Below are 14,073 nucleotides of genomic sequence, written 5' to 3' on the forward strand. Positions count from 1 at the left end.
ATTATGAGAGAAAATGATTTGTTAGAAAAAGAAGAAATTTTTTCTAAAGTTTTAAGAGCCGGAAGAAGAACGTATTTTTTTGACGTAAGAGCAACTAAAGCTGACGATTATTACATTACAGTTACCGAAAGCAAAAAGTTCACTGAAGAAGATGGCTCTTTCCATTTCAAAAAACACAAAATCTACTTATACAAAGAAGATTTCGCAGCCTTTAAAGATATTTTGGACGAAATGACTTCTTATGTATTAAACCATAAAGGGGAAGAAGTAATCTCTGAAAGACATCAAAAAGATTTCAAAAAAGAATATTTCAGCGAAAGAAGAGAAGAAGCAGAAGCAGAACTAAAAGTTTCAGGAAGCTACACTGATATTGATTTTGATGATATTTAATAATCCGTCATAAACATATATTAAAAAAGTCCAAAGCCTTACAACTTTGGACTTTTTTATTTCATTAGCAAACCTTCATTGATTTGACTAAATCCATTTTCAAATTAAATCCGATCTGGGAAAGAACGTCAACATTAACTTAAGCGATTCTCAGTCCGTTCTCTACCTTAAAATCTGGTGACAGTAAAACAATATCATTATCTTCACCAACAGCTCCCAACACAAGACATTCACTCATAAATTTTCCAATTTGTTTTTTCGGAAAGTTGACTACTGCAATAATTTGCCGCTTCACCAATTCCTCTTTAGTGTAACGTTTTGTTATTTGTGCTGATGATTTCAGGACACCTATTTCGGCACCAAAATCAATAGTGAGTTGATAGGCCGGCTTTCGGGCTTCGGGAAAATCATTTACTTCGATGATGGTTCCCACGCGCATTTCCACTTTTTCAAATTCTTCCCAACTAAGCATTATTCTTTATTTTTAGATGTAAACAGATTTTCAATAACCCAGGCCGGACCAATCAGCAAAAACTGAATATCTTTCAAAAATGAAGGCTTCTTCCCTTCTATCTTATGCCCGTAAAATTGACCTATCCAAGCCAAAACAAAAATAAGCAGGGAAAGCTTCCACAACGGAAACGACAAACCTATAATGTAATTGATTGCGATACAAATCGCTGAGAAAATCGAAATCTTAATCGCCATCATTAACGACAGCCTGGAATAAAAAGATAACACAAAAAGCAAAACTATTACCGCCCAGTTATCAATCATGGGTTCTTTAAAAGGTGAAACCCTCATCAGGATACCACTCGGGATGCTCATCAGTAAACCGATAATAGAAAAGTAAATGGCCGGAACACAAATAAAATGTATTTTTTTGTTTATTGGATTCTGATGACTAACTCCGTACTCATCAAACCATTGCTGTAATGTTTTCATATAATTGGGGTTTCACATTACTAATGTAAAAAATAATTTCGGGAAATTTATTTTTATTGTAATTTGGCGTAAACGAAAATCATCATGGCACGTACACCTTCCAATATGTTACCGTTAGGCACGATGGCTCCGGAATTCCATCTGAAGGACACCTATTCAAGCCACACCTATTCTTTTGCCGATTTAAAAGGAAGCAAGGGGACACTGGTAATGTTTATCTGCAATCATTGTCCGTTTGTCCATCATGTAATTGATGAAATTGTCAGAATCGCAAACGATTATAGAGTTCAGGGTTTAGGAATTATTGCCATTTCAAGCAACGACGTCGTAAATTATCCACAGGATGCACCGGAACTGATGCAAGATTTCGCCCTACAACATCGATTCGAATTTCCTTATTTGTATGATGCAACCCAGGAAGTAGCCAAAGCCTATGATGCTGCCTGCACTCCCGACTTCTACCTATTTGACAATCAGAATAAGTTGGTATATCGCGGTCAATTGGACGACAGTCGTCCAGGAAACGGAATTCCGTTAAGCGGCAGTGATTTACGCAATGCCATTGACGGAGTAATTTACAACCGAAGCATCAATCCGAATCAAAAACCTAGTTTAGGCTGCAATATTAAATGGAAGGAGAGTTAGTCGTTTGTCAAATTTTGGCAATATCTATTTCTTACCATCTATTCTCTATATTCTACTTTCTCTCCAAAACAACGTCAATAGGACGGTTCGCCTTGCGTCCGAATTGTACGGTCTTCTCTGCCTGACTCGCACAGAGTACATACATATTAAAAGCAAACAGCTGTATGGTTTGCGTTTTGTACTTTTTAGCAGGATCTTCTATTTTAACACTGAAATTATCCGCAGGAAAAGTGGCCGATATAGACAAAAGGTAATTGTCTTTCGCGTAAGGAAAAAACCAACGGGCTTTTGTGTTTTCGATAGTTATTTTATTCCCGTTTTCGTCAATCTGATAGTTCATCGAGAACTGAAGCGTTTTATTACTGTCCCTAAAACTGTAAATATTATTCACATTCACCACCTCTTTCCCTAAACTGTCAACTACAGTAATTTTCAGATTTTTGATATTTTCCTTTTTCCCGTCTTCATGCACATCCAAAACCATATAAGATGTAAAGTCATAGCCGCAATGCATTGCAGGAATTTGTGCTTTAACTTGAATTGCCAGGAAAAATAAAAAAATCAGATAACGCATTTTGTATATTTTAATAGCACAAATGTACAAAAGTGAGTTTACCTATAAGCTTTTTTCATTTCAATCATAATTTCCTTGTATATGGTTTTGATGCTCATCTCTTTATCATCAACATACTTCCCCATTACATCAAAGACAATTTTTGTATTCGGAGATAATCTTTCATATTCTTTCTCCCCAACTTCTTTCGGATAATAAACACTCATTAGTTTAGCGGCTATTCCCATGTTTATTTCTGCTTCCAAATCAACATCGAGGTATTTCGGACGAAGCAAAGCCGTTTTCAACTCTTTATCATAATATTTACGAAACAATTTGGCGGTAAACGAACTTGTAATTCCCTGAAAAACGGCTCTTCTGTAATTCTCATCCCATTGCACATCAAAATGTTTCGGAGTATCATTTATGTCTTTTGAATAGTAACCGATAAGAAAATTGGTAATTTTCGGTCCATCATCAACAAACGTAATCGGTTTATTCACATAGCTATTCAACGGATCGAAATAAATATTGACTTTAGCTTTTACCGTTGTTCTGAAAAAGTCGTTGAATTTCTCGTCAACCTTATTTAAAAGCAACTCATTATTGAATTTCTCAAAATTGATTTCTTCTAATTTTACAACAGTATTTTTACTCTTTTCGTGAAAATCAGCCAATAAAACAGAAAGAGTATCCATCCGGGCAGCATACCATTTGAAGTTATCATTCAAATCTTCAAAATCGACATTTTTCCTGATTTTGTAGGTCTCATTTTCAAAACATAAAGCTATAGAAGGCAGATCAACCCCCCAATACTTTCCTCCTCTTATAAAATCAATCAACGGATGATTCCTTAAATTGCTGTATTTTTTTCGGGATTCAAAATAGTAATCATTTACCATATTGCGATAAATGGAATCGGCTTCTTTATCTTCCACCGCCATATTATAGGCGTTCCTAAAAAGTGAGATTCTGTCATCAATTTGGATTTGCGCAGTTGCCTTCGTTATTATCTCTTTTTTACTTGCACATGAGACAAAAACAACTGACAACACTAACAAAAGTCTACTTTTCATATTTAAAGAAAAAAATCACGTATTTAAATTTCAAATGTAAGAAAAGCTTTCAAACAGACAAATTGAAGGAGATATTTTATGATGTAAACACAATAGCAAATTTTTACTTTTTCAGTTCGTTTCGTTCCTATACAATTCGCACTATCTATTTTTACACATAACGCATTGGGCTTAGGGAGCCTCAACCAAAGTATATTGAATTCCACTTGTAACAAAAAAATAACTGTAAAAAAGAAGATACAGATTCTGTAACAAAAAAATTGAATGCAAAAAATTGTCTCAAATAAATCCCGATACATGGATTTGCACTTGAGTATAGCGACAGCCAAAGGAATCCGCACCAACAATCGCTATGAGAACAAATGCAACAAAGCAACGTTGGAATTAATGTTTTGCTCTTTGTGCGCGAACATGGTGATTGGTTTTAAAAAAAAAACTACAACTTTTTAGGGCTGTAGTTATTACTTTTCTTTGCGCTCACGTATTACAAATCCGCGCCAGCGGGTTTATAGCAGGATAAGTTTGAATTAACTGTTTGCCTTTTCCTTCATATAAACAGTTGTGCCAACTTTGATTACGTAATTTTCTTTTTGTTTTTCAATTTTTAACTTTGAAGGAAGTTTACCTTCTTTCCATCGAATGCCTAAGGTATTTGTTTTTTCATCAAGGGTAAAAACTCCTGTATTATGAAATTTTAGCTTCCCGTTGATAGTTGTATGATAAATAATCGTTCGGTCATTATTTACTTTCAGGTAGATATCCTCTCCGGAAGTAAACTTGTTAACCATAGGATCATTGCTATAGATCTTATATGAACCATAAACTGTAGAAGGCTCCTTTTTATTGAAAAATAATACAACAGCAATAAAGGTAATCAATAGCAAGAAAGATGCTGCGATAAAGATTTTCCTCTTTAATGAAGCAGTTTCTTTATTGATCAGCGGACTAGAGGTGTTGTGGATAGTATTCATAAGTAAGCTTGAGTTAAAAAATAGAGGTTATTTGAATATTTAGCAACAGGTTTAGTTTTGCTATAAGAAAGCTATTTAAAAAGCCTCTACTATAAAGCAGAGACTTTTTAACTTTTTACACCAATGCTATTAGTTTACCCTAGTTGGTTCTGGATCATCCCAAACAGGTGTCTCAACACCAGGATAGAATCTCATCTGAACTAATTTTAAACCTTCATTTTCATAATCCCACCAATAAGATTCAAAATCATCGTCAAACAATTCTGTTCTGTCGATGTCACCGTCACCGTCAATGTCAGCCCATACATACAACAATTGGTTAGTAACGTTCTGGAATTTGCTCTGACCTTTTGTACGAGTAAGATTTACAATGTAATCACCAGTACTGCAGTAAGTGTCTCCAGTTGTAGCAAGGTTGCCATCTCCATCCATACATGACTTCATTGATCCGCTACCCCCTGGTTTTCCTAACGTACGAATGAAAACTGAATAATCAGTTACTCCATCGTCTATTGCATCAGGCTCTGGTAATTGGAACGCAGCTATACCATCTGTACCATTTGCATCAATCACATCAAAATCACCTTTGCTTAGGAGAATTTTTGTGTTTCCTATAAGACTTACAAAGATCCTACGCCCGTTGCCTTGCGTATTAGATTGATTGTATTCGTCATAATTAAACGTTTTGGGATTCTTTACCCCAATAATGTTTAAATTGTAATGAGCTCCACTTGGCGCGCCATTTCCGGTTAGTTGTTCTATTGAATTTTTTGAATTTTCGTCAAATTCAGAAGAAACTGGTTCTTCTTTTGAACAGCTTACAAACAGCAATGCTGAGATTGCTAAAACGGATAAAACTTTTACTTGTTTCATAATTAAATAATTTTGGTTAATAATTTTGATTAATAATTTTGGTTAATAATTCATATTAAAATTTTTGATGCGCAATATGAACCGTATAGGCAAAATTATTTTTGGGAAATTTTTTGTGGTATTTAAATTTTGTAATTTGTGGTATTGTGAAGGTGAATTTATAAGCTAATTCAGAAGAGTGAAAAAATTTTTGTTAAAATGTCTAAAAAAAACGTTAAAACGTAAAATTTTGTATAAAAAAGCATCATCTCACTAACTATGTAAACCAATAACACCGATTTGTAAACCGATAGCGCAGATTTGTAAACCAGACAGCACAGATTTACACTCGAGCTCTTCAACAGCCGAAGGAATCCGTACCTATAATCAAGTTCAAAACAGAACTAACAAAAAAAGCTCTCCTTAATAGGAGAGCTTTTTTATTTTTAAGAATATTCTGAATTACTTCACATCCATCAATTCCACATCGAAAACCAATGTTGCATCTGGCGGAATTACACCACCTGCCCCACGAGAACCGTAAGCTAAATAAGAAGGGATAACAAAACGAGCTTTGTCACCAACCTGTAATAAAGCGATACCTTCGTCCCATCCTTCGATTACCTGACCTCTTCCTAAAGCGAATTCGATAGGTTGTTTTCTTTTGTATGAAGAATCGAAAACCGTTCCGTTATCCAAAGCACCTTGGTAATGAACTGAAACCATTTTACCTTTTTCCGCTTTTTTACCACTTCCTTTCTGGATGATTTGGTAACGCAAACCGCTATCCGTTTTCTGGAAACCGGCAGCCAGTTTTTCCAATGCTTCTTCCGCTAATTGTTTTTGTTCTGCTAATCTTTTTTCTCTTGAACCTTCAAAAGTTCTGAAAGCCTCAACAGCATTCCATTTCTGAGCTTCTTCACCTATGCGAACAATTTCCAATGTTTCGATTTCATCTCCCTGAGCAATAGCATCCACTATATCCTGACCTTCCACTACATGTCCGAAAACAGTATGTTTGTTATCTAACCATGCAGTTTCAATGTGAGTGATGAAAAACTGAGAACCATTTGTACCGGGACCCGCATTGGCCATAGACAAAACTCCTGGACTATCATGTCTTAATTCCGGGTGGAATTCATCATCAAACTGATAACCCGGACCGCCAACTCCAGTTCCAAGAGGACAACCTCCCTGAATCATGAAATCAGGAATCACACGGTGGAATTTCAATCCATCATAATATGGTTTCCCTTGCGGTTTTACATCGTTCTCTAATTTCCCTTCGGCCAAACCAACAAAGTTTCCAACCGTACCAGGTGTTTTATCATGAGTTAATTTCACCAAAATCACTCCTTTAGAAGTGTTGAATTTTGCGTAAATTCCGTCTTGCATCTTATTTTGATTTAAATTTCTGAACCGCAAAATTACAAATTTAAAAGTAAAAAGTTTCATAAATAATCGACTTCCATTTTCAGGTAATTCGGATTCTGTTTACATTTGAAAAAGAGAAAACCATCAAAAAATGTCTATTCAGATAATCACTTATCAACCAAAATACAAACAGCAATTTATCAATTTAAATACTGCCTGGCTGGAAGAATACTTTTATGTGGAGCCACACGATTTGGACGTCTTTGAAAATATAGAAGAAGTTGTCCTCAAACCGGGTGGTGAGATTTTTTTCTGTCTTGTTGATGATGAAGTTGCCGGAACTGTCGCGATGCAAAAAGTAAGCGATTACGTGTATGAAATGGCAAAACTGGCCGTCGACAAGAAATTCCAAGGACAAAAACTAGGCAATTTATTAGTAGAAGCCTGCATTGACTTTGCTAAATCGAAAAAAGCCGAAAAAATCATGCTGCTTTCCAGCACCAAATTAATACCGGCGCTAAGTCTGTACCGAAAATACAATTTTAAGGAAACACCAATGGATGAAACCGATTACGATCGTGCGGATATCCAAATGGAATTGTATCTTTAAATAAATTTCAAAACAGTTATAGAAATCCCTAAAGATTATCTCGACATCAATAAAAGAACCTGGAACAGCAAAAAACACGTGCATGTTACCTACAACAAAAAAATAACTCACTATAAAACAATAGTTTAATAAAAATTTCACTAACTTACTGTTCGAAAACTGAACGTCATCCGTCAGGGTTTTATCACAAAAAACGATTTTCACAATGAAGTTTTAAAAACTTCTTATCATCGCTGCCCAAACTAACCCGAAACAAGCAGTATCAACAATGGACGTAAGTATTTTATTTTTAGGAGCAGCCAGTGAAGTTACAGGATCGAAATACCTGTTAAAAATAGATCATTTCAACCTACTGGTCGATTGCGGATTGTTTCAGGGAAAACGAAAATTAAAAGAACTGAATTGGACGGAATTGCCAATAAAACCAGAAGAAATAAATGCCGTTATAATAACCCATGCCCATACGGATCATACCGGATATCTGCCCCGTTTAATTCGATTAGGTTATAGAAACCCCGTTTATTGTACCACTGCCACCGCTGATTTAATGCATCTTATGTTAATGGATGCAGCAAAATTTCAGGTTGAAGATGCTGAATTCGCCAAGAAAAAAGGCTATTCCAAGCACAAAAACCCGGAACCTTTATTCACCCAGAAGGACGTAGAGTGCATTCAGCCAATACTAAAGACTGCTTCTTTTGAGGAAACAATCCAAATCACGGAACAAATCGCTGTCACCTTTTATAACGCCGGACATGTTTTGGGAGCTTCTATTGTAGAAATAACTCTCACTGGTGATACCGAAACAAAAAAGATTGTTTTTTCCGGGGATTTAGGCCGATACAATGATCCTCTGCTATACCCGCCAAAAACAATAGACTATGCTGATGTACTCTTGGTAGAATCCACGTACGGCGATAAAGCAATTAAACAAACCGACAGAAATGATATTATTGAGCTAATGAATGAGACGTTTGAGAAAGACGGCAATCTTATTGTTCCTGCTTTTGCTATAGGACGCACTCAAACGCTGTTGATGTACCTCAAAAATGTTATGATGACCAAAGAGATACCATTGATCAAAATTGCAGTTGACAGCCCTATGGCTATTTCTGCAACCGCATTGTACCGGAAACACAGTGACTATCATAAACTAAAAGACATCGATCTGGAAGATGACGAAGCCTTTATGACACTAAAAGAATGCCTAATTATATCTAAAACCCCCGATGATTCCAAAAAAATTAATGATATCACTCAAGATTTGGTTATCATCGCCGGAAACGGCATGATGTCGGGCGGACGAATAATGCACCATCTTTCTCGTCGTCTTTCAGACCCAAAAAATGTTGTGCTGATACCTGGTTATCAGGCAGAAGGCTCCAAAGGAAGACTTTTACAGGAAGGAGCCAAAACCATCTGGATTTTCGGCCAGGAAATTGAAGTTAACGCCAAAATATTTACCCTACACGGATTATCAGCGCATGCGGATCGGAACGAATTGTTACAATGGTTAAGCGGATTTAAACAGGCACCGATGAAAACTTTCGTGATTCATGGCGAAAAGGAAAGTGCCGGTGCTTTATGCGAGACCTTAAAAGAACAAGGATGGGATGCCCAAGTTCCACATTATATGGATAAGATTGAACTCTTTAAAAATATCTGACATCATGAAACACGAAAGCCAAAAAATTTTTTTTGAAGCAAAAAGGGATCTTTCCGATGAGATACGAGATTCCTTTAAAATTATGGCCGATTTATGGGAAGGAATAACAGCCTTTCAGGAAATAAATAATTGCGTAACCGTCTATGGTTCGGCCCGGTTCAAAGAGGGACACATGTATTATAAATTGGCCAGGGCGATGGGAAAAACATTAGCTGAAAATGGCTTTACCGTGATGACCGGAGGTGGGCCGGGCGTAATGGAAGCTGCCAACCGTGGAGCGAAAGAAGGCGGCGGTACTTCTTTAGGATGTAATATTGTATTGCCATTTGAACAAAAACCCAATCCATATGTAGATAAAATGGTTGAATTTGAATTTTTCTTTACACGCAAAACAATTTTGCGGAAAAACTCTCTTGCTTACGTTCTGATGCCGGGAGGATTGGGAACCATGGATGAAATCTTCGAAGTTCTGACCCTTATTCAAACCAAAAAACTACCACCCCGCCCTATTGTTTGTTTAGGGAAAAATTATTGGGGAAAATTGAGTAATTTTATACGTGACACAATGATTCAGGAAGGAACTATTTCCGAAGAAGACTTGAATTTGTTGTTAATGACAGACAATACAGACGAAGCCATCGAATACATAAAATCACACATCATCAAAAAAACGTAACACTATGGAAAGTTTATTTGACCCTAAGGGTACTCAAGACATTATTGAAAGAATCAACAAACTTCAGCCTACTGCATTATCACAGTGGGGAAAAATGACGGTTGGCCAAATGCTGGAACACTGTCAGGGCCCATTAAAAGTAGCCTTCGGCGAAATACAAATTAAAAAAGGAATTATGGCCTTCCTTTTTGGAAAAATGGCTAAAAAGAAATTGGTTTCACGAAGACCTTTTGACCATAATCTACCTACTGCAAAAGAATTCATAGTGAAACACGACCCTGAATTTGAAAATGCAAAAGCCGAACTTATCAATAGCATCTCCCGTTTCAGCAAAGGCCCGTCCACAATTAAAAATCTTAAACATCCTTTCTTCGGACATATGACTGAAAAAGAATGGGACACCGCTCAGTGGAAACATCTGGACCATCATTTGAGACAATTCGGAGTTTAACATTTTTAGGCATAAGTAAAAAAGGGAAAAGGGATAAGTAATGGCAAATCCCTTTTCCCTTTTCCCTTTTCCCTTTTCCCTTTTCCCTCAAAACTACTACCTTTGCAACTTTGTAACCCAACTGAATTATGCGCATCGATATTATTACTGTTTTACCTGATTTAATCCGAAGTCCGTTTGAAGCTTCCATCCTTAAAAGAGCAATTGCCAAAGGACTGGTGGAAGTTCACATGCACAATCTTCGTGATTACAGCACCAACAAACACAAAAATGTGGACGATTACCAGTTTGGTGGCGGTGCCGGTATGGTAATGAGTATCGAACCAATTGATGCCTGCATCTCAAAACTGAAAAGCGAACGAGATTATGACGAGGTTATTTACATGACTCCCGACGGTGAAACGCTCAACCAGAAAATGGCTAATTCGTTATCTCTTTTAGGAAACATCATTATTCTTTGCGGCCATTATAAAGGTGTTGACCAAAGGGTCAGAGACCAATTCATAACCAAAGAAATTTCCATTGGTGATTATGTTTTATCCGGAGGTGAATTGGGTGCAGCTGTTTTATGCGATTCTATCATCCGATTGATTCCGGGAGTTTTGAGCAATGAAACTTCTGCCTTAACGGACAGCTTTCAGGACAATCTGCTTTCCCCTCCTATTTATACACGACCTGCGGAATACAAAGGCTGGAAAGTCCCAGATGTATTGCTAAGTGGGAATTTTGCTGAAATTGAAAAATGGCGTGAGAATATGGCGTATGAACATACTAAAACACGTCGACCTGATTTATTGGATGAATAATTTAGTCACAGTTGATATTCGCAGCAGACATCTTTTGTTCTGAGAACTGCGGCTGTGACTGTAAACTACCCTGAAAAGTTCCGATAGAAATTTGTGAATTAGAATAAAATTCGTAATTTCGCACCTTAATTCAGCCCAACCTCTGACGATAACCGTGAATGTTGCTCTGATTCAAACATTTAACTTTAACAATCATGTCAAATTTATTAAAATTTGTTCAAGACGAATTAGTAACAAGAAAAGATTTCCCTGAATTCGCAGCTGGTGATACTATCACAGTTTACTACGAAATTAAAGAGGGTGAAAAAACAAGAACACAGTTCTTCAAAGGAGTAGTTATCCAAAGAAGAGGTACTGGCGCAACAGAAACTTTTACAATCCGTAAAATGTCTGGTGCTGTAGGTGTAGAGCGTATCTTCCCTGTAAACATGCCAGCTTTACAAAAAATTGAATTGAACCAAAGAGGTAAAGTTCGTAGAGCTCGTATCTTCTACTTCAGAGAACTTACTGGTAAAAAAGCTAAAATCAAAGAAAGAAGAAGATAATTCACTTTCTGAAGTTTATAAGATCAGCCCCGATAACCTCGGGGCTTTTTTTATGCAATAAATTAAACCTCAAATTGTCATTTTGACAAATTAAAACGTCCAAAATAACAATCTCGCAATTCGTTCATTTCCCGACAATTTCCCACCTTCTTTTCGGACTGATTTTCTTATATTTGCTATGCTTTTTTAAGCATCTTTCAACAAATACTTTTAAAAACACAGCTATAGCATTTAAAATTCAACAAAATGGCACAAAAATCAAAAATCCATTACACTTTGACTGATGAGGCTCCAATGTTAGCCACTCATTCATTCTTACCAATTGTACAGGCTTTTACAGCGCCTGCCAACATCGATATCGAATTACGCGATATCTCTTTAGCAGGACGTATTTTAGCTAACTTCCCTGAATTTTTAAAAGACGATCAGAAAATTGGTGACGCTTTAACAGAACTTGGCCAGTTAGCCACAACGCCTGAAGCGAATATCATCAAATTACCAAATATTTCCGCTTCGATTCCGCAGTTAAAAGAAGCCATTGCTGAATTACAAGCCCATGGTTTTGCAGTTCCAAACTACCCGGAAGACCCTGCCAACGACGCGGAAAAAGAAATCAAAGCAAAATACTCTAAAGTTTTAGGTTCCGCCGTAAACCCTGTTTTACGCGAAGGAAACTCTGACCGTCGTGCTCCAAAATCAGTTAAGAATTATGCTAAAGCAAACCCACATTCAATGGGAGCCTGGTCTGCAGATTCTATCACTGAAATAGCTCATATGGAAGCTGGTGATTTCTACGGAAGTGAAAAATCGGTTACTGTTGAAAACGACTCTCAATTCGTGATCGACTTTATCGATGCCAACGGAAACGTAACCAACTTAAAAGCGGCTTCTAAACTAAAAGCAGGTGAAGTAATCGACTCGTCGGTTATGAGTTTATCCGCTTTAAAAGCATTCGCGAAAAAAGAAATCGCCGATGCTAAAGCAAAAGGACAATTATTATCCGTGCATTTAAAAGCAACGATGATGAAAGTGTCTGACCCAATCATCTTCTCTGCTATTGTAGATGTATATTTCGAAGAAGTATTCGCAAAATATGCTGATGTTTTAAAATCATTAAACGTAGATACCAAAAACGGTTTAGGTGATGTTTATGCAAAAATCGCAGGACACCCTCAACAGGCTGAAATTGAAGCGGCTCTTGCAGCAGCTTTAAATAATGGTCCGGCTGTAGCTATGGTTAACTCTGATAAAGGAATCACGAATTTCCACGTTCCGTCTGATGTGATTGTGGATGCTTCGGTTCCGGCTTTCGTACGTTCTTCAGGAAAAATGTGGAACGCAAAAGGCGAATTACAAGACACTAAAGCTTTAATCCCGGACAGAAACTACGCTGGTTTATATGTAGCAACTGTGAACTTCTGTAAAAAGAATGGTGCTTTCGACCCTAAAACCATGGGATCGGTTCCAAACGTTGGTTTGATGGCACAAAAAGCGGAAGAATACGGTTCACACGATAAAACATTCCAGGCTACTGCAAAAGGAATCATGAGAGTTCACGACGGAAACGGTACTATTTTCATGGAACAAAACGTAGAAGCGGGTGACATCTTCAGAATGTGTCAGACTAAAGACGCTCCAATTCAGGACTGGGTTAAACTTGCTGTAAACAGAGCAAGATTATCCAACACTCCTGCTGTTTTCTGGTTGGACGACAAACGTGCTCACGACCGTGAGATGATCAAGAAAGTGGAGAAATACCTGAAAGATTACGATACAACCGGATTAGACATCCGTATCTTAAATATCGTTGATGCAACTACATTTACCTTAGACCGATTGAAAAACGGTTTAGACACTATCTCTGTTACAGGAAACGTATTGCGTGATTACTTAACTGACTTGTTCCCTATTTTAGAATTAGGAACTTCTGCGAAAATGTTATCTATCGTTCCGTTGATGAATGGCGGTGGTTTATTCGAAACCGGAGCCGGAGGTTCTGCACCAAAACACGTAGAACAATTTATCGAAGAAGGTTACTTACGTTGGGATTCACTTGGTGAGTTCTTGGCTTTAGGTGCTTCATTGGAGCATTTAGGTCAAACACAAAACAATGCTAAAGCTTTGATATTGGCGGAAACGTTAGACGAAGCGAACGACAAATTCCTTAAAACCGACAAATCGCCTGCTCGTAAAGTGGGTCAGATCGACAACAGAGGTTCTCACTTTTACTTGGCAATGTATTGGGCTGAAGCGCTGGCAAACCAAAATAAGGATACCGAATTACAAGCTAAATTCGCTCCTGTTGCCACTGAATTACTATCTAACGAATCAAAGATTAATGAAGAACTAATCGGTTCTCAAGGCAAGCCGCAAAACATCGGTGGTTACTACCAGCCGTCAAACCAATTAACAGATAAGGCAATGCGTCCTAGTGAAACATTAAACACTATTTTACAAAAGTTATCTTAATGTAATTCACTCTTGAAATAATTACTAAGGCGGTTCGAAAGAAT

General features: G+C 37.2%; 16 protein-coding genes. 9 read left to right on the top strand and 7 right to left on the bottom strand.

All coding sequences use genetic code 11. The features are described 5' to 3' along the window. Positions 1–3 precede the first annotated feature (3 nt). Positions 4–390, top strand: a complete 387-nt coding sequence (locus LZF87_RS13355; protein ID WP_244339708.1) for a PUR family DNA/RNA-binding protein — start codon at positions 4–6, stop codon at positions 388–390. Between the two features lie 139 nt (positions 391–529). Here LZF87_RS13355 and LZF87_RS13360 read toward each other — a convergent pair whose 3' ends face one another. Both LZF87_RS13360 and LZF87_RS13365 read right to left on the bottom strand, forming a co-directional pair. Further along, entirely contained in the window at positions 530–862 is a 333-nt protein-coding gene (locus LZF87_RS13360; RefSeq protein WP_413614291.1) for a tRNA-binding protein, read from the bottom strand. After that, positions 862–1,335 (bottom strand): DUF962 domain-containing protein, encoded by a 474-nt coding sequence (locus LZF87_RS13365; protein WP_244339709.1) that lies wholly within the window; start codon positions 1,333–1,335, stop codon positions 862–864. Before LZF87_RS13365 ends, LZF87_RS13360 begins: the two co-directional genes overlap by 1 nt. Positions 1,336–1,419: 84 nt before the next feature. Here LZF87_RS13365 and LZF87_RS13370 point away from each other — a divergent pair, with 84 nt between their 5' ends. Then, positions 1,420–1,980 carry a thioredoxin family protein gene (locus tag LZF87_RS13370; RefSeq protein ID WP_244339710.1) on the top strand — a complete coding sequence of 187 codons (561 nt, stop codon included), beginning with the start codon at positions 1,420–1,422 and terminating at the stop codon, positions 1,978–1,980. A gap of 52 nt (positions 1,981–2,032) precedes the next feature. Here LZF87_RS13370 and LZF87_RS13375 read toward each other — a convergent pair whose 3' ends face one another. The 5 genes from LZF87_RS13375 to LZF87_RS13395 all read right to left on the bottom strand — a co-directional run bounded on the left by LZF87_RS13375 (position 2,033) and on the right by LZF87_RS13395 (position 6,827). After that, the gene (locus tag LZF87_RS13375; RefSeq protein WP_244339711.1) at positions 2,033–2,554 is read right to left on the bottom strand and encodes a hypothetical protein; all 522 of its coding nucleotides are present in this window, start codon (positions 2,552–2,554) and stop codon (positions 2,033–2,035) included. A gap of 38 nt (positions 2,555–2,592) precedes the next feature. Next, the gene (locus LZF87_RS13380) at positions 2,593–3,609 is read right to left on the bottom strand and encodes a hypothetical protein (RefSeq protein WP_244339712.1); all 1,017 of its coding nucleotides are present in this window, start codon (positions 3,607–3,609) and stop codon (positions 2,593–2,595) included. Positions 3,610–4,136: 527 nt separating this feature from the next. Then, positions 4,137–4,580 carry a hypothetical protein gene (locus LZF87_RS13385; protein WP_244339713.1) on the bottom strand — a complete coding sequence of 148 codons (444 nt, stop codon included), beginning with the start codon at positions 4,578–4,580 and terminating at the stop codon, positions 4,137–4,139. 129 nt (positions 4,581–4,709) lie between these two features. Then, a complete protein-coding gene (locus LZF87_RS13390; protein ID WP_244339714.1) occupies positions 4,710–5,453 on the bottom strand; it encodes a hypothetical protein in 744 nt (247 codons plus the stop codon). A gap of 441 nt (positions 5,454–5,894) precedes the next feature. Beyond that, the gene (locus tag LZF87_RS13395) at positions 5,895–6,827 is read right to left on the bottom strand and encodes a peptidylprolyl isomerase (RefSeq protein WP_244339715.1); all 933 of its coding nucleotides are present in this window, start codon (positions 6,825–6,827) and stop codon (positions 5,895–5,897) included. Between the two features lie 130 nt (positions 6,828–6,957). Between LZF87_RS13395 and LZF87_RS13400 the strand changes: the two genes are divergently transcribed. The 7 genes from LZF87_RS13400 to LZF87_RS13430 all read left to right on the top strand — a co-directional run bounded on the left by LZF87_RS13400 (position 6,958) and on the right by LZF87_RS13430 (position 14,029). Continuing rightward, positions 6,958–7,416, top strand: coding sequence for a GNAT family N-acetyltransferase (locus tag LZF87_RS13400; protein WP_244339717.1), 459 nt, complete (start codon positions 6,958–6,960; stop codon positions 7,414–7,416). A 268-nt stretch (positions 7,417–7,684) separates the two neighbouring features. After that, positions 7,685–9,082 carry an MBL fold metallo-hydrolase RNA specificity domain-containing protein gene (locus tag LZF87_RS13405; RefSeq protein ID WP_244339719.1) on the top strand — a complete coding sequence of 466 codons (1,398 nt, stop codon included), beginning with the start codon at positions 7,685–7,687 and terminating at the stop codon, positions 9,080–9,082. 4 nt (positions 9,083–9,086) lie between these two features. After that, positions 9,087–9,758, top strand: a complete 672-nt coding sequence (locus LZF87_RS13410) for a TIGR00730 family Rossman fold protein (protein ID WP_244339720.1) — start codon at positions 9,087–9,089, stop codon at positions 9,756–9,758. Between the two features lie 4 nt (positions 9,759–9,762). Then, on the top strand, positions 9,763–10,209 hold the full coding sequence (locus LZF87_RS13415) for a DUF1569 domain-containing protein (protein ID WP_244339722.1): 447 nt from the start codon (positions 9,763–9,765) through the stop codon (positions 10,207–10,209). A 128-nt stretch (positions 10,210–10,337) separates the two neighbouring features. Continuing rightward, a complete protein-coding gene (trmD, locus tag LZF87_RS13420) occupies positions 10,338–11,015 on the top strand; it encodes a tRNA (guanosine(37)-N1)-methyltransferase TrmD (RefSeq protein WP_244339724.1) in 678 nt (225 codons plus the stop codon). Positions 11,016–11,209: 194 nt separating this feature from the next. Next, a complete protein-coding gene (gene rplS / locus LZF87_RS13425) occupies positions 11,210–11,560 on the top strand; it encodes a 50S ribosomal protein L19 (RefSeq protein WP_244339726.1) in 351 nt (116 codons plus the stop codon). A gap of 246 nt (positions 11,561–11,806) precedes the next feature. After that, positions 11,807–14,029, top strand: coding sequence for an NADP-dependent isocitrate dehydrogenase (locus LZF87_RS13430; protein ID WP_244339728.1), 2,223 nt, complete (start codon positions 11,807–11,809; stop codon positions 14,027–14,029). Positions 14,030–14,073: the final 44 nt, after the last annotated feature.

It is taken from the genome of Flavobacterium enshiense (assembly GCF_022836875.1).
Classification (GTDB): Bacteria; Bacteroidota; Bacteroidia; order Flavobacteriales; family Flavobacteriaceae; genus Flavobacterium; species Flavobacterium enshiense_A.

Coding starts and splice junctions, on each gene's coding strand:
- LZF87_RS13355 (WP_244339708.1), top strand. CDS start 4: ATGAGAGAAAATGATTTGTTAGAAAAAGAAGAAATTTTTTCTAAAGTT.
- LZF87_RS13360 (WP_413614291.1), bottom strand. CDS start 862: ATGCTTAGTTGGGAAGAATTTGAAAAAGTGGAAATGCGCGTGGGAACC.
- LZF87_RS13365 (WP_244339709.1), bottom strand. CDS start 1,335: ATGAAAACATTACAGCAATGGTTTGATGAGTACGGAGTTAGTCATCAG.
- LZF87_RS13370 (WP_244339710.1), top strand. CDS start 1,420: ATGGCACGTACACCTTCCAATATGTTACCGTTAGGCACGATGGCTCCG.
- LZF87_RS13375 (WP_244339711.1), bottom strand. CDS start 2,554: ATGCGTTATCTGATTTTTTTATTTTTCCTGGCAATTCAAGTTAAAGCA.
- LZF87_RS13380 (WP_244339712.1), bottom strand. CDS start 3,609: ATGAAAAGTAGACTTTTGTTAGTGTTGTCAGTTGTTTTTGTCTCATGT.
- LZF87_RS13385 (WP_244339713.1), bottom strand. CDS start 4,580: ATGAATACTATCCACAACACCTCTAGTCCGCTGATCAATAAAGAAACT.
- LZF87_RS13390 (WP_244339714.1), bottom strand. CDS start 5,453: ATGAAACAAGTAAAAGTTTTATCCGTTTTAGCAATCTCAGCATTGCTG.
- LZF87_RS13395 (WP_244339715.1), bottom strand. CDS start 6,827: ATGCAAGACGGAATTTACGCAAAATTCAACACTTCTAAAGGAGTGATT.
- LZF87_RS13400 (WP_244339717.1), top strand. CDS start 6,958: ATGTCTATTCAGATAATCACTTATCAACCAAAATACAAACAGCAATTT.
- LZF87_RS13405 (WP_244339719.1), top strand. CDS start 7,685: ATGGACGTAAGTATTTTATTTTTAGGAGCAGCCAGTGAAGTTACAGGA.
- LZF87_RS13410 (WP_244339720.1), top strand. CDS start 9,087: ATGAAACACGAAAGCCAAAAAATTTTTTTTGAAGCAAAAAGGGATCTT.
- LZF87_RS13415 (WP_244339722.1), top strand. CDS start 9,763: ATGGAAAGTTTATTTGACCCTAAGGGTACTCAAGACATTATTGAAAGA.
- trmD (WP_244339724.1), top strand. CDS start 10,338: ATGCGCATCGATATTATTACTGTTTTACCTGATTTAATCCGAAGTCCG.
- rplS (WP_244339726.1), top strand. CDS start 11,210: ATGTCAAATTTATTAAAATTTGTTCAAGACGAATTAGTAACAAGAAAA.
- LZF87_RS13430 (WP_244339728.1), top strand. CDS start 11,807: ATGGCACAAAAATCAAAAATCCATTACACTTTGACTGATGAGGCTCCA.